19 protein-coding genes are annotated in these 23,237 nt (G+C 62.5%); 10 read left to right on the top strand and 9 right to left on the bottom strand.

Features of this window, described 5'->3' with window-relative positions; all coding sequences use genetic code 11:
• Nucleotides 1-6: 6 nt before the first annotated feature.
• From H7A13_07415 to H7A13_07380, 8 genes are all read right to left on the bottom strand, one after another.
• Complete coding sequence (locus H7A13_07415; protein ID MCP5333171.1) at nt 7-525, bottom strand: histidine phosphatase family protein; 519 nt, start codon at nt 523-525, stop codon at nt 7-9.
• Nucleotides 526-627: 102 nt separating this feature from the next.
• A complete protein-coding gene (locus tag H7A13_07410) occupies nt 628-1,593 on the bottom strand; it encodes an ATP-binding cassette domain-containing protein (protein MCP5333170.1) in 966 nt (321 codons plus the stop codon).
• Nucleotides 1,590-2,564 carry an ABC transporter ATP-binding protein gene (locus tag H7A13_07405; GenBank protein ID MCP5333169.1) on the bottom strand — a complete coding sequence of 325 codons (975 nt, stop codon included), beginning with the start codon at nt 2,562-2,564 and terminating at the stop codon, nt 1,590-1,592. Before H7A13_07405 ends, H7A13_07410 begins: the two co-directional genes overlap by 4 nt.
• Nucleotides 2,561-3,472 (bottom strand): ABC transporter permease, encoded by a 912-nt coding sequence (locus tag H7A13_07400; protein ID MCP5333168.1) that lies wholly within the window; start codon nt 3,470-3,472, stop codon nt 2,561-2,563. The genes H7A13_07405 and H7A13_07400 overlap by 4 nt, the downstream gene beginning before the upstream one ends.
• The gene (locus tag H7A13_07395) at nt 3,469-4,446 is read right to left on the bottom strand and encodes an ABC transporter permease (GenBank protein MCP5333167.1); all 978 of its coding nucleotides are present in this window, start codon (nt 4,444-4,446) and stop codon (nt 3,469-3,471) included. Before H7A13_07395 ends, H7A13_07400 begins: the two co-directional genes overlap by 4 nt.
• A 34-nt stretch (nt 4,447-4,480) precedes the next feature.
• The gene (locus H7A13_07390; GenBank protein ID MCP5333166.1) at nt 4,481-6,037 is read right to left on the bottom strand and encodes an ABC transporter substrate-binding protein; all 1,557 of its coding nucleotides are present in this window, start codon (nt 6,035-6,037) and stop codon (nt 4,481-4,483) included.
• 217 nt (nt 6,038-6,254) lie between these two features.
• Entirely contained in the window at nt 6,255-7,511 is a 1,257-nt protein-coding gene (locus tag H7A13_07385) for a cytochrome P450 (GenBank protein ID MCP5333165.1), read from the bottom strand.
• A gap of 142 nt (nt 7,512-7,653) precedes the next feature.
• Nucleotides 7,654-9,858, bottom strand: coding sequence for a primosomal protein N' (locus H7A13_07380; GenBank protein ID MCP5333164.1), 2,205 nt, complete (start codon nt 9,856-9,858; stop codon nt 7,654-7,656).
• 276 nt (nt 9,859-10,134) lie between these two features.
• Here H7A13_07380 and rpmE point away from each other — a divergent pair, with 276 nt between their 5' ends.
• Nucleotides 10,135-10,359, top strand: coding sequence for a 50S ribosomal protein L31 (gene rpmE / locus H7A13_07375; GenBank protein MCP5333163.1), 225 nt, complete (start codon nt 10,135-10,137; stop codon nt 10,357-10,359).
• Between the two features lie 266 nt (nt 10,360-10,625).
• Nucleotides 10,626-11,909 carry a malate dehydrogenase gene (locus H7A13_07370; protein MCP5333162.1) on the top strand — a complete coding sequence of 428 codons (1,284 nt, stop codon included), beginning with the start codon at nt 10,626-10,628 and terminating at the stop codon, nt 11,907-11,909.
• 36 nt (nt 11,910-11,945) lie between these two features.
• Here H7A13_07370 and H7A13_07365 read toward each other — a convergent pair whose 3' ends face one another.
• A complete protein-coding gene (locus H7A13_07365; protein ID MCP5333161.1) occupies nt 11,946-14,345 on the bottom strand; it encodes a penicillin-binding protein 1A in 2,400 nt (799 codons plus the stop codon).
• A gap of 269 nt (nt 14,346-14,614) precedes the next feature.
• On the opposite strand from H7A13_07365, the gene H7A13_07360 reads away from it, so the two are divergent.
• The 8 genes from H7A13_07360 (at nt 14,615) to H7A13_07325 (ending at nt 23,050) form a co-directional block, all read left to right on the top strand.
• A complete protein-coding gene (locus H7A13_07360; protein ID MCP5333160.1) occupies nt 14,615-15,673 on the top strand; it encodes a pilus assembly protein PilM in 1,059 nt (352 codons plus the stop codon).
• Nucleotides 15,673-16,239 carry a PilN domain-containing protein gene (locus H7A13_07355; GenBank protein ID MCP5333159.1) on the top strand — a complete coding sequence of 189 codons (567 nt, stop codon included), beginning with the start codon at nt 15,673-15,675 and terminating at the stop codon, nt 16,237-16,239. Before H7A13_07360 ends, H7A13_07355 begins: the two co-directional genes overlap by 1 nt.
• A gap of 104 nt (nt 16,240-16,343) precedes the next feature.
• On the top strand, nt 16,344-16,877 hold the full coding sequence (locus H7A13_07350; protein MCP5333158.1) for a type 4a pilus biogenesis protein PilO: 534 nt from the start codon (nt 16,344-16,346) through the stop codon (nt 16,875-16,877).
• Complete coding sequence (locus H7A13_07345; protein ID MCP5333157.1) at nt 16,874-17,401, top strand: pilus assembly protein PilP; 528 nt, start codon at nt 16,874-16,876, stop codon at nt 17,399-17,401. Before H7A13_07350 ends, H7A13_07345 begins: the two co-directional genes overlap by 4 nt.
• 44 nt (nt 17,402-17,445) lie before the next feature.
• Complete coding sequence (locus H7A13_07340; GenBank protein MCP5333156.1) at nt 17,446-19,581, top strand: type IV pilus secretin PilQ; 2,136 nt, start codon at nt 17,446-17,448, stop codon at nt 19,579-19,581.
• A 35-nt stretch (nt 19,582-19,616) separates the two neighbouring features.
• A complete protein-coding gene (aroK, locus tag H7A13_07335) occupies nt 19,617-20,117 on the top strand; it encodes a shikimate kinase AroK (protein ID MCP5333155.1) in 501 nt (166 codons plus the stop codon).
• A gap of 225 nt (nt 20,118-20,342) precedes the next feature.
• Nucleotides 20,343-21,431, top strand: a complete 1,089-nt coding sequence (aroB, locus tag H7A13_07330; protein MCP5333154.1) for a 3-dehydroquinate synthase — start codon at nt 20,343-20,345, stop codon at nt 21,429-21,431.
• 62 nt (nt 21,432-21,493) lie between these two features.
• Nucleotides 21,494-23,050 (top strand): AAA family ATPase, encoded by a 1,557-nt coding sequence (locus tag H7A13_07325; protein ID MCP5333153.1) that lies wholly within the window; start codon nt 21,494-21,496, stop codon nt 23,048-23,050.
• Nucleotides 23,051-23,237: the final 187 nt, after the last annotated feature.

Raw genomic sequence — 23,237 nt, 5'->3', positions numbered from 1 at the left:
CCGACATCAGGAGTCCTGCTCGATCTCCTTGGGCCTGACCAGGGTGATCAGCCGGCCGCACTTCGCACGCACTTCACTCCAGTCGCAGTCGAGCTGAATCCGGGCGATGGCTGCGGTGGTCATCAGTTTGCCATCGGCGCGCATGGCGATCTGATCCTGCGCCAGCGTCAGCAGCAGTTGCTCAAGCCCTGGATTGTGTCCGATCAGCAGCAGTCGCCGGCAGCTGGAAGGGGTGGTGTGCAGCCGTGTCAGCAGGGTGGTCGGGGTGGCTTCATAGATGCGTGGCTCCCAGCGCAACCGGGTCGGCGGCAGTTCAAGCCGGGCGCAGAGCAGTTGGCAGGTCTCGGCCGCGCGTGCCGCCGTGGAGGCGATGACCAGTTCCGGCAGCAGCTGCTGTGCTTGCAACCAGTCGGCCATTTTCTGGCTGTCGGCACGGCCGCGCTTGGTCAGCGGACGGTTGAAGTCGGCGACATCGGGCGGCCAGTCCGATTTGGCATGGCGCATCAGCAGCAGTTCGCGGGTCATGATCGAAGGTTTCTGCGAGGTGATTGAACGTCTGGATGGATGATAGAGGATTGAACACCAAGGTGTCAGGGCATGTTGCTCTGGCATCTGAACGAGACGGCTTCACTCCAGCAGATGGCAGGCGACCTGATGCTCTGCCGCGATCTGGCGCAGGGCTGGACGCTGCTGCCGGCAGAGCGCCTGCGCCTGCGGACAGCGGCTGTGAAATGGACAGCCGATCAGGGTCGTGCCGGGGTTGGGCAGTTCGGCAGCGAGGCGCGGTGGGTTGGGGCGGTCGCGGTCGAGCCGTGGAATCGCCTGCAGCAGTGCCTGGGTATAGGGATGGCGTGGGGCGCTGAACAGCGTCGCGGCCGGGGCCAGTTCGCACAGGGTGCCGAGATACATCACCGCCACCCGGTCGGCGATGTGGCGCACCACTGCAAGGTCGTGGCTGATGAAGAGGTAGGTCAGTCCGCGTGAAGCCCGCAGCTCCAGCAGCAGGTTGAGCACCTGGGCCTGCACCGACAGATCGAGTGCCGAGACCGGCTCATCGGCGACGATCAGTTCGGGCGTGGTGGTGAGGGCGCGGGCGATGGCGATGCGCTGTTTCTGACCGCCGGAGAGCTGGTGTGGATAGCGCTGGCGCCAGGCGGTGTCGATGCCGACCGCGGCCATCAGGCTTTCGAGCTGCTGCCGATGTTCCGCCGCAGAGGCAGTGGGGTGGTGCCAGCGGATCGGCTCCAGCAGTTGGGCTTCGATCCGCAGCCGTGGCGAGAGCGAGGCGTGCGGATTCTGGAACACCATCTGCACCCGCCGGCGGAACTGCTGCCAGTCATCGCCATGCAGTTGCCGGATCGGCTGGCCACGGTAGCGGACTTCGCCGGACGCTGGCGCGGTCAGGCCGACGGCGATGCGCCCCAGCGTCGATTTGCCGCAGCCGCTCTCGCCGACCAGTCCCAGCACCTCGCCGGGGCGGATCTGCAGCGAGACGCCATCGACCGCCCGGATGGTGCGACGCTGCAGACCGCTGCCGCTGGTAAAGCGCTGTTCGATGGCGGTCAGGCTGAGCAGCGCAAGGGGGTCGCTCATCCATCGACCTCGATCGGCAGGTGACAGCGGCGCTGTCGATCAGGCGCAGTGCCTTGCCACTGCGGTGGCTGTTGCGGGCAGACCGACATGCGCTGCGGGCAACGTGGATGAAAGGCACAACCAGAGGGCAGGGCGCTGGCGGTCGGCATGCTGCCACCCAGGGCGCGCAGCGGTTGGCCGGGCGTGGCCCGCTGCGGCAGCGCATCGAGCAGGGCGCGGCTGTAGGGGTGGCGTGGCCGTTCGATCAGGGCGCGGGTCGGCGCGGTTTCGACCGCCTCTCCGGCATAGAGCACCAGCGTGTGGTCGGTGGTCTCGGCCAGCACGGCGAGGTCGTGGGTGATCAGCATCAGTGCCATCCGCTGTGCGGTGCAGAGTTCGGTCAACAGCGCCAGAATTTCGGCCTGGATGGTCACATCGAGCGCAGTGGTCGGTTCGTCGGCGATCAGCAGGGCCGGCCGATGCAGCAGCGCGATGGCGATCGCCACCCGTTGGCGCATGCCGCCGGAGAGCTGATGCGGATAGGCTTGCAACTGGCTGGCGGCCGCAGGAATCCGCACTTCCTGCAGCGCCTCGATGGCGCGGACGCGGGCCGCCCGGGCGCTGATGCGCTCGACCCCCGCTGGCGGATGGGTCAGGCATTCGGTCAACTGGGTGCCGATGGTCAGCAGCGGATTCAGCGTCATCATCGGATCCTGAAAGATCATCGCCATCTGCCTGCCGCGCAGGCGATGCAGCGCCGCTGGGTCGAGTGTCCGCAGATCCTGCTGCATGAAGCGCAGCGCGCCGCTGCTGATATGCGCCGGCGGCGGCAGCAGGTTCATCACTGCATGGGCCAGCATCGACTTGCCGGCGCCACTCTCGCCGACGATGCCGAGGCGCTCGCCCGCTTGCAAAGTGAAGCTGAGCTGTCGCAGCAGCGGCGTGCGACCCAGGCTCACTTCCAATCGGTCGACCTCGAGCAGTGGCGTCATGGCGCGTGACCGCCATGACGTGGATCGAGCGCATCACGCAGCCAGTCACCCAGCAGGTTGATGCAGAGAATCAGCAGTACCAGCGTGAGGCCAGGGATGATCGAGATCCACCAGGCGCCGCTCAGCAGCAGCTCGAAACCGCTGTTGATCAGGGCGCCGAGCGAAGGACGGGTGATCGGCATGCCGAGGCCGAGAAAGGAGAGGGCGGCTTCGCTCATGATCGCGCTGGCCACCTGCACCGTGGAGATCACCAGCAGCGGCGACAGGGTGTTGGGCAGCAGGTGGCGCAGCAGGATCCGGCGCTGGCTGAAGCCGAGCAGCCGTGCCGCCTCGACGTAGGCGAGCTGCTTCTCGGCCAGTACCGCCGCGCGCAGCGTGCGGGCGTACTGCGGCCACTCGGCGAGCCCGATCACCAGAATCAGCAGCAGCGGGACATGGTGTTGATAGTGCTCGGCCGGCAGCAGCGACTGTGCCAGCGCCAGCGCGACCAGCGCGATCATCAGGGTCGAGATCGACATCTGCACGTCGGCCAGCCGCATCAGCAGGTCGTCGAGCCAGCGGCTGCCATAGCCGGCGCAGAGACCGATCACAATGCCGAGCAGCGCCTGCACCGCCACGGCACCCAGGCCGATCAGCAACGAGATGCGGCTGCCGTGCAGAATGATGCTGAGAATGTCGCGTCCCTGCCCATCGCTGCCGAGCAGAAAGCGCGGGTCGCCGCCGGCCAGCCACAGTGGCGGGATCTGCGCATCCATGATGTCGTAACTGGCCGGATCATAGGGATTCTGCGGCGCCAGCCACTGCGCCGCCAGGCTGGCCGTCACCAATGCCAGCAACAGCAGCAACGCGGCGAGCGCCACCGGCGCGCGCAGCAGCTGTCGGCCCAGACTGGATGACCGGTCGTTCATGGCGCGGTTCCGCTCAGTCTGATGCGTGGGTCGACCAAGCCATAGAGCAGATCGACCAGGGTACTGGTGATGACGAAGATCACACCGACCACCAGCAGGTAGGCGGTCACCACCGGGCCATCGGCGCGGTTGACCGACTGCAGGAAGAGCGCGCCCATGCCCGGCCACTGAAAAATGGTTTCGGTCAGGATGGCGTAGGCCACCAGGCCACCGATCTGCATGCCGCCGACCGTGATCAGCGGCAGCAGCGTGTTCTTGAATGCATGCAGCCACCAGATGCGCCCAGGCGCGAGCCCCTTGGCCCAGGCGAACTTGATGTACTCCTGATTGAGCACTGCGGTCATCTCGGCGCGGATCAGCCGCACGAACAGCGGCAACAGCAGAGAGGCCAGCGTGCAGGCCGGCAGCAGCAGATGCTGCACGCCATCGAGGGTAAAGAGGCCGGACTTCCAGCCGAAGGGTGCGCTCAGTTCGCCGCGTCCCTGCGCCGGCAGCCAGCCCAGTTTGACCGAGAACAGCATGATGCCGAGGATCGCGGCGATGAAAACCGGAACAGAGATGCCGAACAGGGTCAGCCCCATGGCGAGCTGACTGAGTGGATGACGCGGCCGGATGGCGGCGAACAGCCCGACCGGAACGCTGATCAGGAGCACGATCAGGGTTGCGCCCAGCACCAGCTCCAGCGTGGCCGGTAGCCGCGCCAGAATCAGCGGCAACGCCGGCTCCTTGAAGAAGTAGGAGTGGCCGAGGTCACCGCGCAGGGCGCGACCGACGAACTGGCCATAGCGCAGTGCAAAGGGTCGATCGAGGCCCAGCTCGTGACGCAGCCGGGTCCGCTCTTCGGTCGACACCGACTGCCCGCTCAGCTCCCGCAGCGGGTCACCGAGTTGCTCCTGGATCACGAAGGCGATCAGGCTGATCACTCCCAGCACCAGCAGGGTCTGGATCAGGCGGCGCAGCAGCAGTTCAAGCATCGGTGAGCTGGATCCACTTCCGTTCGGCACAGGACTACTCGATCACCAGATCGCCCAGGTAGGGAAAATCCATCACATTGACGATCCGGTCGATCCTGACCCCACGGCGGGCGGCCCAGGCGAGGTTCTGCCAATGCAGCGGAATGATCGCCGCATCGTCGTGCACCAGCCGTTCGGCCTGCTGCAACAACTGTGCGCGCCGTGCGGGGTCGAGTTCGGTCTGCGCCTGCAACAGCAGCGCATCGAGCGCCGGATTGTGGTAGTGGCCACTGTTGTACTGCCCGTAGCCGTTCTGGCTGTCGCGGGTCATCAGCATGAATTCGAAGAAGTTGCCGCTGTCCTCGGTGTCCGACTGCCAGCCGAGCATCAGCATGTCCGCCGCGCTCTGATCGAACAGCGGCCAGTATTGCGCCTTCGGCACCGTCTTCAACTCGACGCCGATGCCGATCTTGGCCAGCATCCCCACCACCGCCTGGGCGATCTGCTCATCATTCACATAGCGGTTGTTGGGCGCCAGCATCGTCACTTTCAGCCCCTGGCCATGGCCAGCCTGTTGCAGCAGTTGCCGGGCTTCGGCGAGGTCGAACCGTGGCACGAGCGCGGGATCATGACCGGGATAGCCCGTCGGGCTGAGCTGGGCAGCTGGTGTGGCAAAACCGCGCATGATCTTCTCGCTGATGCCGACATTGTTGATTGCCAGCCGCACTGCCCGGCGCACGCGGGGGTCGGCAAAGGCCGGCACCCGCTGCTGATTCAGTTGCAGGGTGATGATGCGGGTGCCGGTCATGGTGACCACCTCGATGGCCGGCTGCCGTTGCAGGCGCGGCAGGTCGGCCGGCGGCACCGGCGCGATGAAGTCGACATCGCCGGCCAGCAGCGCCGCGATGCGGGTGGCATCCTCCTTGATCGGCGTCAGCACGATGCGCTCGACATTGCCGGGGGATTGGCGATCCCAATGGTTGGCAAAGCGTTGCAGTTCGAGCCTGACCCCCTGCTGCCGGCTCACCAGCCGGAACGGGCCACTGCCGCTGACATTGCGGGCGGCGAAGGAGTCACCACTCTTGACCAGTGCCTCCTTGTTGCGCCCCTGCTCATCCTGTCCCTGATAGAACTGCCGATCGAGCACAAAGATGTAGGTGGCGAGGTTGAGCACCAGCGGATAGGGCTGATGGGTGATCAGTTCGAAGGTGTGGTCATCGATCACTCGCACCGGCTTGAAGGGGGCGAACAGTCCCTTGAAGTCCGGGCTGCCCTGCAGCCGGGCGAAGGTCCAGGCGACATCCTGGCTGGTCAGCAGACGTCCGGAGTGGAACTTGACGCCCGGCCGCAGATGAAAGCGGGTGGTGAGCGGATCGATGCGTTCCCAGCGTTCGGCCAGCCTGGGTTCAAAGCTGCGATCCTGCTTCCAGCGCAGCAGTGGATCGAACAGCAGGTGCGAGAGTTGGAGCGTGGCGCCTGACAACTGCTCATGCGGATCGAGCGAATCGGGGTCGGCGTCATAGGCGACGCGCAGCGTGTGCTGCGCTGCTGCGGTCGTGCAGAGCGCAACGAGCAGTCCCATCAGCAGCAGGCGTGACCAGCGGGTGCGCATGGGTGGGGGACTCCAGTATGGGCTTGAATGCAAATGCAGAACGATCCGCAATGGGGCGCGCCGTGAATGGTAACTTGAAAAGCGGCGGTGATGGAGCCCCGATGCAATCCGTTGGCCAGAGGCGGCATGAATGAAAACAGGCGCCAAGGAGACCCAGGCGCCTGTTCGAGAGGCTGGCGTCCTTGCCGGTTGGCAGGACCGCTCAGTCGTCGTCAGCTCACAGCGGGCGCAGTTGCACCGGCAGTTCAGAGTAACCCTTGATGAAGGGTGAGTAGTTGCGCACTGGCTCGCCGACCACTTCAATGGTCTTGAAGCGCTTCATGATCTCTTCCCAGGTGACCCGCAGTTGCATCTCGGCCAGGCGGTTGCCCATGCAGCGGTGGATGCCGAAGCCGAACGACAGGTGGTGGCGCGGGTTCTCACGGTCGATGATGAACTCGTAGGGGCGGTCGATCACCTCTTCGTCACGGTTGCCCGAGACGTACCACATCACCACCTTGTCGCCCTTCTTGATCTGCTTGTCACGCAGAACGGTGTCGCAGGTTGCGGTGCGGCGCATGAAGGTCAGCGGCGTCTGCCAGCGGATGATCTCGGGCACCATCCTGGGAATCAGACCCGGGTTGTTGCGCAGCTTCTGGTACTCCTCGGGGAACTGGTTCAGTGCCAGTACGCCACCGCTGAGTGAGTTGCGAGTGGTGTCGTTGCCGCCGACGATCAGCAGTATCAGGTTGCCGAGAAACTCCATCGGCTGCATGTGCTTGGTCTCTTCGTTGTGCGCCAGCATCGACAGCAGGTCATGCTTGGGCGGTGAATTGACCCGCTCATTCCAAAGTCCGACGAAGGTGGCCATGCATTCGTTGACCAAGATCGACTCGCGCTCTTCGTCACTCTCGATCAGCCCACCTGGTGTGGGGACCGCTGTGGCGACATCAGACCAGTAGGTGAGTTTGCGGCGCTGCTCGAATGGAAAGTCGAACAGCGTGGCAAGCATCTGGGTGGTCAGTTCGATCGACACCCGGTCGACCCAGTTGAAGGTCTCGTTGACCGGCAGCGTGTCGAGAATTTCAGCGATGCGTTGCCGGATCAGCCCTTCCATCTTCGCCAGGCTGGAGGGGGCGACGATGCCCTGGACGGTTTTGCGCTGCACGCCATGCTTGGGTTCATCCATCGCGATGAACATTTTGAGCGGGAGCTCTTCGCGTGGATCGGCAATGCCGATACTGGGTTCAGAAGAGTAGATCTGCGGATTGCCTTCGACCGTCATGATGTCGTTGAACTTGGTCACCGACCAGAAGGGGCCGTTTTCGGAATCCTTGCAGTAGTGCACCGGTTCTTCCTTGCGCAGCCGGTCGAAAAATCCCCACATGGTGTTGGATTCGAACAGCGCCGGTTGGGAGACGTCGTAATCTTCGAGCGGAATGCTGTAGGGATCCTTCCCATACATGTGGTTGTAGGCTTTCTTGACAGCAGTCATGGTGAATCACCTGCGGATGTGAATGGATCTGAAGGACCGTATGCACACGAAGATGCGGCAGACGCACCATCGCTCAATAAATCATGACACGCGACCGAATGACCGTCCAGTCGATCCGGGCTTGATTTTGCCGCAATGCTGGCTACAGCGATTCAAGCGGATCGACAGCGATGTTCCAGTGCAGGCCGGCGGGCGTCGGCAGCCGCTCCAGTTCACTGGCCAATCGGCGCAGCAGTTGCTGCAGGTGGGGGCGGTTGCGGGCGATCAGCAGAATCTGGGCATGGTGGCGTCCGCCACGCCGGTCGATCGGCGCGGGATTGGGGCCGAGCCATTCGATGCCGCTGTGTGGTGGGGGTGGGGTCAATCCCTGCAGAAAGCGTTGGGCAGCCTCGGGTGCGGGCGCATCAGCCAGAATCAGTGCGAGGTGGCGATAGGGTGGCAGTGTGGCCATGGCGCGTCGCTGCAGTTCGGCCGCGGCAAAGTGGCCATAGTCCGCTTCGATCAGTTCGAGCAGTTGCGGATGGTCGGGGTGGTGGGTCTGTATCGCCACCTCTCCCGGCCGCTCAGCGCGCCCGGCGCGCCCGGCGACCTGGGTGACCAGTTGCGCCATCTGCTCCATCGCCCGGAAGTTGCTGCTGAAAAAGGCGCCGTCGGCGTCGAGGATGGCGCAGAGGGTGACGCGGGGAAAGTGGTGTCCCTTGGCCAGCATCTGGGTGCCGACCAGAATGGCGGGCGCCTGCCGTTCCACCTGTTCCAGCAGTTCGGTCAAGGTCGCGGAGTTGTGCGCCGTGTCGCGGTCGATGCGGATCAGCGGCACATCGGGAAAGCGCTGTGCCAGCGTCTCCTCGCAGCGCTCGGTGCCGCTGCCCAGTGCGATCAGCGTCTGGCTCTGGCACTGCGGACAGGCCTTGGGTGGAGTGCGGCGCTGATCGCAGCGTGGGCAGCGCAGTCCCGGCCGATGACGATGGAGCACCAGGCGTACTTCGCACAGTGGGCAGGTGGCCATCCAGCCGCAATCGTGGCAGAGCAGGGCGGTGGCATAGCCACGACGGTTGTGGAACAGCAGCACCTGATTCCCGGCCGTGAGATGTTGATCGATCAGCGCCAGCAGCGGCAGCGAAAAACCCTGTTGCAGCGGACGACCGCGCAGATCGATCAGACGGATTGGTGGCAATGTCGCATTGCCGGCCCGCTCCGGCAATGAAAGGAGGTGGTAGCGGCCGCGCTCGACGTTGGCCAGACTCTCCAGCGACGGTGTGGCGCTGCCGAGCAGCACCGGAATCTGCTCGATCTGGCCACGTCGTACAGCAAGGTCACGGGCGCAGTAGTGGACCCGTTCCTCTTGATGGTAGGAGCTGTCGTGCTCCTCATCGACGATCAGCAGCGCAGGCCTTGCCATCGGCACAAAGATTGCCGAGCGGGTGCCCAGGATGATGTCGGCCGTGCCCTGTGCACTGTGCAGCCAGTCGATCATGCGCAGGCCGGCAGTGCGGCCGGAGTGCAGCACGGCGATACGTGCCTGCGGAAAGCGCTGCGCGAAACGTTGCTGCAATTGGGGTGTCAGGCCGATCTCCGGCACCAGCACCAGTGCCTGTTGCCCGCGGGCCAGCACATCGTCAATCAATTGCAGATAGATTTCGGTCTTGCCGCTGCCAGTCACCCCTTCGATCAGCGTGACGCTGAACGCTCCCCAGCGCTGCCGCATCGCCGTGCAGGCCGCTTGCTGGTGTGGATTCAACGGTGGTCCGGTTTCTACTGTGCTGGATGCAGACGGGGCGTGCGAGCTGGGCAGCCGCCAGTCACAGCGCAGCAGCCCTTTTTTCAGCAGCGCAGTGAGCGGGGCGCCAGTCAGACCCAGCGCGCGCAACTCGGCATGGTCCAGACCGCTGTCGCGGGTCAGACGGGCGAGGATCTCCTGCTGCTTGCGGCTGCGCCCAGTGGCTTTCGTTTCATGCAGGGTGGCTCCGGCAGGCGAAAGCCGGTAGTGCCGCTCCATCACCTTGCGCAGTGGTTGGCCGTGCCGCAATGGCGGTGGCAGAGTGGCGGCCAGCAGTTCACCGATCGGCTGCTGGTAATACTCGGCACTCCAGAGGGCGAGTTGCAGCAGTGGCTGTGGTAGCAGGGGATGTTCGTCCAGCACCGTTTCGACAGGGCGGATTTTGCCGGCAGCGACTGAACTCCGTGCTGCAATGGCGACCACCACCCCCACCAGCAGGCGGCCAGAGAAGCGCACCCGTACTCTGGTGCCCACGGCCATCGGTTCGGCCGATGGTGCCAGGTAGTCGAAGGTGCGCCGCAGCGGCACGGGCAGCGCGACCTGCAAGTAGAGCGTCTCTTCGCTGTGCATCACGAGAGTGGATCAGCGATTGCGACGGAGTGGTCTGGCGCAACAGAGATCAGGTGGGATGGGTTGCACTGCGGCGCTGTTCAGGTGCCATGCGTGGCTGGGACGGCTGCCAAGTGCGGCAGTGGGCGTGACCTTTGTTCTCGGTTCTGCTAGCATCAGCGCCCTTTATGTGACTGGGTTGCCTCAGCGGCGGGTTGCGACTGTGCTGGGGGATTCTAGCTGGGTTCGATCCGAATCTGTAACGAATGCATTCCAAATTGTGCCGCGGGAGGAGCAATGAAATCTGACATTCACCCTAAATACACCAAAATGGTCGCTTCCTGCCGCTGTGGGGCAACGATCGAGACCCGTTCGACGTTGGGACGTGACATGAACATCGAGGTCTGCTCCAACTGCCATCCGTTCTATACCGGCAAGCAGAAGGTTCTTGACACTGGTGGCCGGGTCGAGCGTTTCCGCAAGCGGTTTGGCCGTCCCAGCGTGGCAGCTTCGACCGAGTAAACCTCAGCGGTACAGCGCCGCTGTCGTCATCAGGCCCATGCCAGCCCGAACAGGGCTGGCATGGGCCTTTTTTGTCTTCCTCTGAAATCGACTGAGGCTGCCGGATGGCAGCTTATCAGACATGCCTGATGTGAACAGAGCTGTTTGTCGGTCGCCAATAGCAAATTTTCCAGAAAATTGCTTCTAATCTGGTCTGTTTGAAACCGATGTCTTGCGCTATTCTGGCAGAAACACCTGTTCAACCGACCAGTCTTGGAGGATTTGGCATGTCTGACAGCCTGAAACAGACCGCTCTGGAATACCATGAGCTGCCCAGGCCCGGAAAACTGGAGATCTCTGTCACCAAACCGACCGGTACAGCGCGTGATCTGGCGCTGGCCTACAGCCCCGGCGTGGCCGAACCGGTGCGAGAGATTGCCAATGATCCCGAAAGTGCCTACCGCTACACCGCCAAGGGCAATCTGGTCGGTGTGATCTCCAACGGTTCCGCCATCCTGGGCTTGGGCAATCTGGGACCACTGGCCAGCAAGCCGGTGATGGAGGGCAAGGGGGTGCTGTTCAAGCGGTTTGCCGGCATCGATGTGTTCGACATCGAAGTCGATGCCGAAACGCCGCAAGCCTTCATCGACACGGTGGTGCGAATTGCCGAGACCTTCGGCGGCATCAACCTGGAAGACATCAAGGCCCCGGAGTGCTTCGAGATCGAGCGGGTTTTGATCGAGCAGTGTGCGATTCCGGTGTTTCATGATGACCAGCATGGCACGGCGATCGTGACCGCGGCCGGACTGCTCAATGCGCTGGAGTTGCAAGGGAAGCGGCTCGAAGAGGCGACCATCGTCTGCCTTGGCGCCGGTGCGGCGGCGATTGCCGGCATGCGGTTGCTGATCAGTCTGGGTGCCGACCCGGAGCGCATCTTCATGCTCGACCGCAAGGGCGTGATCCATGCAGACCGTGACGATCTCAATCAATACAAGGCGGCTTTTGCGCGGGAAACCGACAAGCGCAGTCTGGCCGATGCCTGTGCGGGTGCCGACGTCTTCATCGGGCTGTCGGGACCGAACCTGTTTCCGGCGCAGGCGCTGAAGATGATGGCGCCGCGTCCGGTGGTGTTTGCCTGCTCCAATCCCGATCCGGAGATCAGCTGGCAGATGGCTCATGCAGCACGAGATGACCTGATCATGGCAACCGGCCGATCCGATTATCCCAATCAGGTGAACAATGTGCTGGGCTTTCCGTTCATCTTTCGCGGTGCGCTCGATGTGCGCGCGCGGGTCATCAACGAGCCGATGAAGATCGCGGCGGTACATGCCTTGCGGGAGCTGGCCAAGGCGCCGGTGCCGCAGGAGGTGATGGATGCCTATGAGGGGCGGCGGTTGAGCTTTGGCCCCGAATACATCATTCCGAAGCCGATGGATCCACGGCTTCTCGGACAGGTCTCAGCCGCGGTGGCGCGTGCCGCGGTCGACTCGGGTGTCGCGCAAAAATCCTATCCAGCGCACTACCCGCTCACATCGACCGATGAGGTTTTTGGCGGTGGTCGCACCGGCTGATGGGTGAGGCGGCATCGATCTGGCGTACTGCATTGTTCAGAACAGTTCGCGGCTGTCGGTGGGGCTCGGAGCCGCGCCTTCCGGCGAGCTTGACGGTGGGGAGCGTGTCTCCTGCTGCGGCAGCTCTTCGGCCTTGAACAGTTCGAAGATGGCGTGGCTCATGTCCGGACCGGCACGCTCTCCAGTCACCGGGTCGATGCGCACTGCGACGATCCCGGGTGGTTGCGGCAGCTGCACTTCGTCGACGCCATCGAGCGCAGTGCGCATGAAATCGATCCAGATCGGCAGGGCGGCAGTGCCGCCGAACTCATATTCGCCGAGGCTGCGGGGCTGGTCGTAGCCCACCCACACCGTGGTCACCAGATTGGGGTTGAAGCCGGCGAACCAAGCATCCTTGCCTTCGTTGGTGGTGCCGGTCTTGCCGGCGATGTCGTGGCGGTTGAGAGCCAAGGCAGCCCGACCGGTGCCCTTGGTGATCACATCCTTGAGCATGTCGTTGATCAGGTATTGGGTACGCGCATCCATGACCCGTGGCGCGCTTTTCGAGGCGGCGCTCCCATCGATTGCGGCCGGGTGTTCCGGAGCGGGATTTTCGGTGTCGCACTCATGGCAGACCCGGGCAGGGTTGGCGCGGTACAGCTCCTGTCCGTAGCGGTCGTAGACCGCCTCGATCAGGTAGGGTTCCACCTTGAAGCCGCCATTGGCGAGCACAGTGTAGCCGCGGGTCATCTCGAGCGGCGTGACCGTGCCGGTGCCCAGCGCCAGTGTCAGATCGCGTGGCAGCCGCTCCTTGGCAAAGCCGAACTGCTGTGCGTAGCTGATTGCCTTGTCGGGCCCAATCGCTTGCAGCAGGCGGATCGAGACCAGATTCTTGGAGAGGTAGAGCGCCTGGCGCAGGCGAATCGGGCCGCTGAAATCCCCGCCCGCATTTTCGGGGCGCCACTCCGGCTCGAAGGGAGAGGTCTGAAACACCAGTGGGGCATCGTCAATGATGCTGGCCGCGGTAAAGCCATTTTCGAGCGCGGCGCTGTAGATGAAGGGCTTGAAGCTGGAGCCTGGCTGTCGCTCGCCCTGGGTGACGCGGTTGAAATGGTTGCTCTCGGCATTGAGTCCGCCCACCAGTGCCTGGATGGCGCCACTGTTGGCATCGACGCAGAGCAGTGCGGTCTGGACTTGGGGCGGCTGGGCCAGAATCCAGCTGCCATCCTGCTCCCTGAACAGCCGGATCAGATCACCGGGAGAAAAAGGCTGTTTCCCGGGTTTGGGGTTGCGTGGCAGGGCGACCTGACTGGTCTTGCGCCCGCTCCAGCCCAGCAGCTTGTCCCAAGGCAGGGTCAACTCCTCGCCATTTTCGAGCAGGATGTCGATCTGCTTGCCATCGATGCGGGTGATCAGTGCGCGCTGCAGGCCGCTGAAGGCGGGCAGCGCCATGATCCTGGCCAGTCGCGCGTCGCGGCTGGTCACCTCCTTCAGGTCGATCTGTCCTTCGCTGCCGCGATAGCCATGACGCCGGTCATACTTGAGCACGCCGGAGAGCGTGGCCTGGTTGGCGCTCTGCTGCAGCCGGGCATCGAGGGTGGTGATGACCTGCAGGCCACTGCTGTAGGCCTTGCTGCCATAACGGGCCAGAATCTCCTGGCGTGCCATTTCGGCCACATGCTCGGCCTGCAGGTCGCGTTGCGGGCCGTGATAGCGCGTGGCGGGCGGAACGGTGATGGCTGCGTCATGCTCGGCCTGATCGATGTACCCCAGTGAGAGCATGCGGCCGAGAATCCAGTTGCGACGCAATCCGGCCCGCTCGGGGTCGGCGATCGGGTTGAACCGAGACGGGGCCTTCGGCAATGCGGCGATCATGGCGATTTCGCTCAGGTCGAGGGCGTCGATCTTCTTGCCATAGTAGACTTCGGCGGCGGCCTGAATGCCGTAGGCGCGGTTGCCGAGATAGATCTTGTTGACGTAGAGCGCGAGAATCTCCTGCTTGGAGAGTTCGCGTTCGATCTTGATCGCCAGCAGGATCTCCTTCAGCTTGCGGTCGAAGGTCCGCTCCTGAGACAGAAAATAGTTCTTCGCCACCTGCATGGTGATGGTGCTGCCACCGCTTTTGATGCGGCCGCTTTGGATCAGCTCCAGCGCGGCACGCAGCAGGCTGCCGGGATTGATGCCGGGATGTGAAAAGAACTGGTCATCCTCGGCGGCCAGAATGGCCTGGATGAACCGTTGCGGAATCTCCTCGTAGGTCAGTGGCGAGCGCCGTTGCTCGCCAAATTCTCCGATCAGCAGCCCCTCTTTCGAGTAGATCAGCAGCGGGGTTTCCAGCTCCACCTCTCGCAGCAGCTCCACGTCAGGCAGTCGCGGTACGGTGTAGAGGTAGAGTCCGAACAGTGCCAGCGTGAAGAGGCAGAGCGTGGCAAGCGTGATTCGTATCAATTGCAGCATGAAGAGCGGGCGTGGTGTGAAGAGTGGTGGAGTGACTGGCAAACTGATCGGCAAGGACTACTATTGAAAAAGATTGGATTTTCGGTGCCTGTCACAGTTCTGCATTCTAACGCATGGGCCAAGGGGTGCGGGATGTGAAATGGTCCGCATCGCTCCGGAAGCAGGAGATGTCTGCTGAAAATCCTGTTTGCCTGTTGGGTTGCAGGTGGTATTTAATGTGAAGGGTCGAGATATATCTCCGGCGTGCGCAAGCAAGGAATCATTCTGACGTGTTTGGTCTGTTCAAAAAGAAGCAAACGCCCCTGCTCGGGATCGACATCAGCACCACGGCGGTCAAACTGATCGAACTGAGCTGCTCCAGTGACAGCTATCGGGTCGAGAGCTATGCGGTCGAGCCATTGCCGCCCAGCGCGGTGGTCGAGAAGAGCATCGCCGATGTCGAGGCGGTGGGGCAGGCCATCGGCAGGGTGGTGTCCCGTGCCAAGACCAAGGCGCGTGATGGCGTGGTGGCAGTGGCTGGATCGGCGGTCATCACCAAGACGATCGAAATGGATGCCGATCTGACCGACGACGAGCGCGAGACCCAGATATCGCTCGAAGCAGACCAGTACATTCCCTATCCGCTCGAAGAGGTGGCCATCGATTTCGAAGTGCAGGGGCCCAGTGAGAGCGACGCCAGAAAGGTGCAGGTGCTGCTGGCCGCCTGTCGTCATGAAACAGTGGAAGCGCGTGAAGCCGTTCTGGCCATTGCCGGACTGACGCCCCGCATCGTCGATGTCGAAGCCTATGCGATAGAGCGTGCCTTTTTGCTGGTCAAGGATCAGATCGACCCTGATGCCCGGGTCGTGGCCATCGTCGACATTGGCGCCACCATGACCACGCTCAGCGTGCTGGTCGAAGGCAAGACCATCTACACCCGCGAACAGCTCTTTGGCGGCAAACAGCTGACTGACGAAATCCGTCGGCGCTATGGACTTTCCGAAGAGGAAGCAGGACTGGGCAAGAAGCAGGGCGGATTGCCTGATGAATATGAAGATGAAGTGCTGGCACCCTTTCGTGAGGCGGCCGTGCAGCAGGTGGCGCGCTCATTGCAATTCTTCTATGCATCGAGCCAGCACAATGACATCGATTGCCTGATTCTGGCAGGTGGAACCTCTTCGATCTCCGGCATGACAGAGCTTCTGCAACAGCGAATCGGTGTTCCCACTTTTCTGGCCAACCCTTTTCTCGGGATGACCATTGCCCCCAAGGTCAATGCCGCCGCGCTGACCAATGACGCGCCCGCCTTGATGATTGCCTGCGGTCTGGCGTTGAGGAGCTTCGACTGATGGCCAAGATCAACCTGTTGCCATGGCGGGAAGCGCTGCGTGCCGAGCGTAAAAAACGCTATATGATCGCGCTGACCGTGACCGCGCTGGTCGCGGTGCTGCTGGTGCTGGGGGGCAGTCGCTACATCCAGGGAGAGATCGAGAATCAGCAGGCGCGCAATCAGTTCATGCAGCGTGAGATCGCGCAGCTCGATGCGCAGATCAAGGAGATTCTGGGGTTGAGAAAACGCCGGGACGAGCTGATCGACCGGATGAAAGTGATCCAGTCGCTGCAGGGCAACCGGCCGGTGATCGTGCGGCTGGTCGATGAATTGGTCAGAACATTGCCTGATGGCGTCTACTACACTTCGCTCGATAAACAGGGTGAGCAGATCACCATTCAGGGTGTTGCCAAGTCGAACAATCGGGTCTCGGCGTTGATGCGCAACTTCGACCGTTCCGAGTGGTTTGCCAATCCGAATCTGCTTGGCGTCAAGGCATTTCCCGAATTCGGTGAACAGGCCAACAGCTTCAACCTGCTTGTGCAGCAGAAGAATCCAGACGCTGGCGAAGCGAAGAAGCAATAGGGTGTTTCGTGGCCATTCTTGATCGAATCAAAAACCTTGGAAAGATCGATTTCAGCAAGATCGATCTGAACGACCTCGATCTCGACAACATCGGCTCCTGGCCGATGCCGATCAAGGTCCTTCTGGCGCTGCTGCTGTTTGCAGCACTGCTTGGATCAGGATACTGGTTCTATCTCAAGGAGATGGAGCTTGAGCTGGAGACTGCGGCGCGCCAGGAGCAGCAGTTGAAGGAGAGCTTCTCGGCCAAGTCGTTTCAGGCCGCCAACCTCGAACAGTACCGCCAGCAGATGAAGGAGATGGAGGAGTCATTCGGGACCCTGCTTCAGCAGTTGCCCAAGGATACCGAGGTGCCTGGGCTGCTCGAGGACATCACCCACACCGGGCTCGGTTCCGGACTGGAGTTCCAGAGTATTCGCCTGCTGCCCGAGGTCAAGCGAGAAATCTACATCGAACTGCCGATCGAGATCGTTGTCACCGGCAGCTATCACGATCTGGGCAGCTTCGTCAGTGGTGTGGCCGCATTGCCGCGCATCGTGACTCTGCATGATTTCAGCCTCAGACCCGACAGCAATTCCGGTCTGTTGACGGCGCGTATCATCGCCAAGACCTATCGTTACAAGGATGGGGCAGCACAATGATTCGGGCATCGACGAGATGGGGATTGGTATTGCTGTGCCTCCTGTTGCAGGGCTGTGGTCAGGAAGATCCGTTTGCCGATCTGAAGGCCTATGTGGAAGAGGTCAGGGCCAAGCCCAAGGGGACGATCGAACCACTGCCGAAATTCAAGCCTTATGAATCCTTTGCCTACTCGGCGGCGGGAATGCGCAGCCCCTTTGATCGACCGATCGAAATCCAGGCCATCCAGCGCCGGATGGAGGGAGAGAAGGTGGCGCCAGACACCAATCGAGCCAAGGAATTCCTTGAAGGCTTCAACATCGATGCCTTGGTGATGGTGGGCACCATTGCCAAAACCGACCAGATCTGGGCGCTGTTGAGTGATGGCAGTGGCGGCATACACCGGGTGACCCAGGGCAACCATCTGGGGCGCAATCATGGTCGTGTGGTGGCGGTTCACGAGAACAAGATTGATGTGGTCGAGATCGTTCCGGATGGACAGGGTGGCTGGGTGGAGCGTCCACGCACCCTGGACATGAAGGAATAGTCGGCCCCGATTGGATATTGATGGAGAGAAGATTCATGACGTTGATGCGGGCAACAAAAAAAGCATTGCAAGATGGCCGCTGGATCGCGTCGCGGTTCGTTGCGCTGTGGGGGCTGCTGTTTGCATTGGGCGTCCAGGGGGCGGCACTGCAGGGGGTCGAGTTTGCATCCCTGCCGAATGACCGTTTCGAGATCAGGCTCGATTTCGACGGCGCTCCGCCCCAGCCTCAAAGCTACAGCATCGAACAGCCGGCACGCATCGCCATCGACCTGGTCGGGGTGAAGAGTGCGCTGGGCAAAAAGAGCTATTCGCTCGACCACCGCAATGCCCGCAGCGTCACCGTGGTGGAGAGCAAGGACCGCACCCGCATGATCATCAATCTGGTCGATCTTGCGCCCTACAGCACGCAGGTCGATGGCAATACATTGCGGGTGGTCCTGGGTGAAAAGCAGGCTGCTGCCGTGACGGCCGCTACGCCTGCGCCGGTGGCTGCCCCAGTGGCAGCAGCGCCGACTGCGGTACCCGTGGCGGCTGCACCCCCGCCTGCCGCAGTCGCGGTGACTCGACCTGCGGTGTTGCCAGCACGTGGCAGCCAGGTCGAAAAGGTCGATTTTCGGCGTGGCGAGAGCGGTGAGGGCAAGCTGGTGGTGACGCTGTCGAACAGCGGTGCCAACGTCGATGTTCGCGAAGAGGGTGGCAAGATCCGCGTCGAGTTCAGCGACACCAGACTGCTGCCAGCCTTGCGGCGGCGGTTCGATGTCACCGACTTTGCCACGCCGATCACCAGCATCGATGCCACCGAGGAGTCGGGCAAGGCGGTGATGACGGTGACGCCGACGGGTCACTATGACTACCTCGCCTACCAGGCCGACACCGAGTTCACCCTCAGCGTCAAGCCGCTCACGGCCCAGGAGCAGGCCGATGAGCAGAAGAAGAAGTTCGCCTACACCGGCGAAAAGCTGTCGCTGAACTTCCAGGACATCGAAGTGCGGGCGGTATTGCAGTTGATCGCCGATTTCACCAACCTGAATCTGGTGGCGAGCGATACGGTGACCGGTCGCATCACGCTGCGACTGAAGAATGTCCCCTGGGATCAGGCGCTCGATCTGGTGCTCAAGACCAAGGGGCTCGACAAGCGGCTGGTCGGCAACGTGCTGACGGTTGCGCCGGCGGCCGAGATCGCCGCGCGTGAGAAGCTTGAACTGGAGACCAACAAGCAGGTCAATGAGCTGGCGCCGCTGCACACCGACTTCATCGAGGTGCGCTACGCCAAGGCGGCCGACCTGCTGGCGATGCTGACCGGCAAGAACAGCATCCTGTCGACGCGCGGCACCGCCAGCATCGACAAGCGCACCAACCTGCTGATCGTGCAGGACACCGATCAGGTGCTGGCCGAGGTGCGCAGCCTGCTGAAGCGCCTCGATGTGCCGGTGCGGCAGGTGCTGATCGAAGCGCGCATCGTCAAGGCCAGGGCCAATGTCAGCAAGGATCTCGGCATCCAGTGGGGGGGGCGCTATGGCGATAATGACGGCAACAACATGGTGATTGGCGGGTCTGGCGTGAGGGCCGGTGTCCCTGGACCGGTGACCGGTGGCGATGTCGTCAACCTCGGCGTCACCAAAACCGGAACCACCACGCTCAACCTCGGCTTTGTCAACAACTCCAACATCCTCAACCTGAGCCTGACCGCGATTGAAGAGAATGGCGACAGCCAGACCCTGGCCCAGCCGAAGGTGCTGACCGCCGACAAGCAGATGGCCAAGATCGAGCAGGGCACCGAGATCCCCTATCAGGAGGCCACCTCCAGTGGCGCCACCTCCACCTCGTTCAAGCCGGCCGTGCTGGCGCTGGAGGTGACGCCGCAGATCACGCCGGACAACCGCATCATCATGGACCTGCAGGTCAATCAGGATGTTCCGGGAGCCGTGACCAATGGCATTCCGAGCATCGACACCACCCGCATCAAGACCCAGGTACTGGTCGACAATGGCCAGACGGTGGTGCTGGGCGGCATCTACACGCAGGACGACACTTTCACGGAAACCAAGACTCCGCTGTTGGGGGATGTGCCCTATGTCGGCAGCCTGTTCAAACGGACCTCCAAGGGCAAGATCAAATCGGAGCTGCTGATCTTCATCACCCCGCGGCTGGATGGCGAGGGCAAAAGCAGCCTCCAGTGAGCAGGGCGGATCGCAACATATTTCTGATCGGGCCGATGGGGGCGGGCAAGAGCACCATCGGCCGGCTGCTGGCGGAACGTCTCGGTCTGCCGTTCAAGGATTCGGACCATGAAATCGAAGCGCGCAGTGGTGCTGACATTCCCTGGATTTTCGATGTCGAAGGCGAAGCGGGCTTTCGTCGACGTGAAACTGCCGTACTGGCCGACCTGACCTGCGAGCAGGGCATCGTGCTGGCGACCGGCGGTGGCGCGATCCTGAAGGAAGAGAATCGCACGCTGCTGAAACAGGGTGGCACGGTGGTCTACCTGGCTGCCTCGGTCGAGCAGCAATATGCACGCACCCGCCGTGACCGCCAGCGGCCGCTGCTGCGCGAGGCCGATCCCCATGCCAGGCTGGCCCAGCTCTTTGCCGAGCGTGAGCCGCTCTATCTGTCGATCGCCGACTGTGTGGTGACCACCGACCGGCGCACGCCGCGGCTGGTGGTACAGGAGATTCTGCGACATCTGGGTCGGGACGATCCCACGACAGCCTCCTGATTTCGTTCCTGAGTGCGGTCGGTGAAGTCACGCCCACCCTGCATCGGGTGAGCCCGAATCGGTGGTCCCGGGTGCAAAGGGCTCACCATCAATCAAATCAATGGGTTATCATTCGGTCTGGTGCTGAAGGATGGCCGATGCCGGACTTTCAGCGGTTTTGGTGAATCGTCGTCGAACATGTCATCTGGACATGAAGACTGCGCACTCAAGTCCCGGATCTGATTCATGCTGCAACTCACTGTCGACCTTGGCGCGCGTTCCTATCCCATCCACATCGGCGCGGCCCTGCTGGCGCGGCCTGAGCTCTTTGCGACGGCGATTCGCGGCGAAAAGGTGCTGATCATCACCAACGATCGCATTGCGCCGCTCTATCTCCAGTCCCTTTTGGCCACGCTGGCAAACCATCGGGCCGAGGTGTGCATCCTGCCGGATGGTGAGCAGTACAAAACCGTCGAGAGTGCGATGCAGATCTGGGATCGACTGATTGCGGGGCACCATGATCGGGGCACCACCCTGCTGGCGCTCGGCGGAGGAGTGATCGGCGATCTGACCGGATTCGCTGCCGCCTGCTATCAGCGCGGTGTCGATTTTGTGCAGGTGCCGACCACACTGCTGGCGCAGGTGGACTCCTCGGTGGGTGGCAAGACCGGCGTCAACCACCCGCAAGGCAAGAACATGATCGGCGCCTTCCATCAGCCCCGCGCCGTCATCATCGACACCAATACCCTGAACACGCTCGCGCCGCGCGAATTCTCGGCAGGGCTGGCCGAAGTGATCAAGTATGGACTGCTCGGCGATGCCGATTTCTTCGGCTGGCTCGAAGCCAATATGGAGCAGTTGATGGCGCGCGATCCGGATACCGTTGCCAGGGCAATCGAGCACTCCTGTCGGGCCAAGGCGCTGATCGTGATGGCCGATGAGACCGAACAGGGGCAGCGGGCGCTGCTCAATCTGGGACATACCTTTGGCCACGCCATTGAATCAGTGACACATTATCGGCGCTGGCTGCATGGCGAGGCGGTGGCGATGGGGCTGGTGATGGCGGCCGATCTCTCGCGGCGGCTGGGCATGTTGGACGAGGTCGAGGTCGGGCGGATCAAGCGGCTGCTGCAGCGTGCTGGCCTGCCATCTCATCCGACACCGGACATGCAGAGCGAGGCGCTGCTGGCAGCCATGCAGATCGACAAGAAAGTACAGGGTGGAAAACTGCGGGTGGTGGTGATGCGTGGCATCGGTTCAGCCGAACTGCTGACCAATCCGGCAGTCGGACTGCTGCGCGAGACAATTTCCGCTGCCATCGCTGGAAGCATATAATGGCTTTCCATTATCGATGGTTGGCATGAAATCTTCAGAATCCACCTCAAGAGGCGGCGAGAATGACACAACATGATGCAGGTCACGAAAGAGCGGGCTCGGCCCTGGCTGGGCTGCGTGCCACTGATGATGCTGCGCTGGAGCAGGCGCTTGCTGCACCGTCGATACCGTTCTTTCCGGGCGCCGGTCGGGAACAACTGCTGACCCAACTGGAGCACTGGAGCCGTTATGGCAATGGCATCCTGATCGTCGAGGGCAGCGAGCAGAGTGGAAAAACCACGCTGGCTGGAGAGTTGCAGCAGCGGTTCGGCAATGAGATGACCCTGTTGTCGATCTGTGCCAGCGGGCAGACGCAATCAATCGACCTGCTGATCGAAATTGCCGATGCGCTGGGTATCGAGTCGGGACTGGAACCGGATGAGGCTGACCTGCTGGAGAAGATTCAGCAAATCGCGCAAGAAGCCCAAGCGGATGCCAGTGCCGTGGCGATCGTGATCGATGATGCCCATGAACTCGATGAGGCCAGCTACCATCTGCTGTTCAGGTTGGCGTTCAACCCTGAAGACAACCAGCCGCTGATTTCGGTGATCCTGCTGTCGCTGCCGGGCATCGATCTGTGGCGCAACGTGCCCGAAGGCATGGCCTGGCCGACACTGGCAGTGCTGCGACCCCTCGATTTCGAAGAGGCGCTCGAGTTCTGGCGGCACTGTCGGCAACAGAGTGGTGGATCGGCTGACGCCATCGAGGATTCACGGACGGCACGGCGGCTGTGGGCTGACGCCGAAGGGTTGCCGGGCAACCTGCTGCGGCGTTTTCCCGACCAGAAGGAAAGTGTTGCTGCGGCCGTGCCAAGCCGTGCGGCGCTCTTTTCGCTGCCGAACTGGCATCTGCTGGCCATCGTGGCAGTGGGTCTGCTGCTGGCGGCGGTACTCTGGTTTGGCAACCGTGAGTCCGCGCCTCCTGAGCAGCAATCGCTCAGCATCGCCCTGCCCACGGAGCCTGCCGCGCCGGTCGTGCCGCTCCCTGCGGCGCCACCGTCATCAGAGGCTCAGCCCGCGCCAACAACGCTGCCGCCTTCAATGCCGCCAGTGTCAACGCCAATTGCCAGCGAACAGCCTGCCGTGGTACCGGCGCCGGTACCCGCTCCACTGCCCAAGCCGAAGGTGATTCCAGCGCCAGTTGAGCCGCCCAAGGCGGTTGAAAAACCCAAACCTGCGCCAGTCAAGGAGCCTGCCAAGGCGAGCAAACCGGCCACTCCGCCGAAGCAGGCGGTGGCCGCTGTGCCCGCACCCAAGGCGACGCTGGCGACACCGGAAGTGGCGCAGCAGCATCAAAAACTGCTCGCACTGGCGCCAGAACGGTTCACCCTGCAACTGCTCGGCGCTTCGGATCTGAGCAAGGTGCGCAACTACATCGATCGCGAACTCGGTTGCAAGGATTGCTACTACTATGAAACCCGGCGCGATGGCAAGCCTTGGTTCACCGTGGTCAAGGGGGTCTACGCCGATCGGGCGGCCGCCGTGGCGGCGCGTGACAAGTTGCCGGCCAAGGTCAGGGCGCAGCAGCCATGGCCGCGCAGTGTGCGCGACATCCAGAAGGAGCTGCGTCAGCAGCGATGACGCCGAAAGAGGGTGTGCATGAAGCGCCGATCGGTCAGGCGCTCTCATTGCCTTTTCCCGTGACCGGCGATGGTTGTTTTCCGGGCTCCCGAACTGCCTTCACCAGTCAATGATGTGCAGGATTGGCGTTGTCGTGCCCCGAGCCCTGATATATCCTGCCGAAGCACGTTTTGCGTGCTTTCGTCAA

The organism is Pseudomonadales bacterium (assembly GCA_024234215.1).
Classification (GTDB): domain Bacteria; phylum Pseudomonadota; class Gammaproteobacteria; order Pseudomonadales; family UBA5862; genus JACKOQ01.
This window is presented reverse-complemented; position numbering and strand designations above follow the sequence as displayed.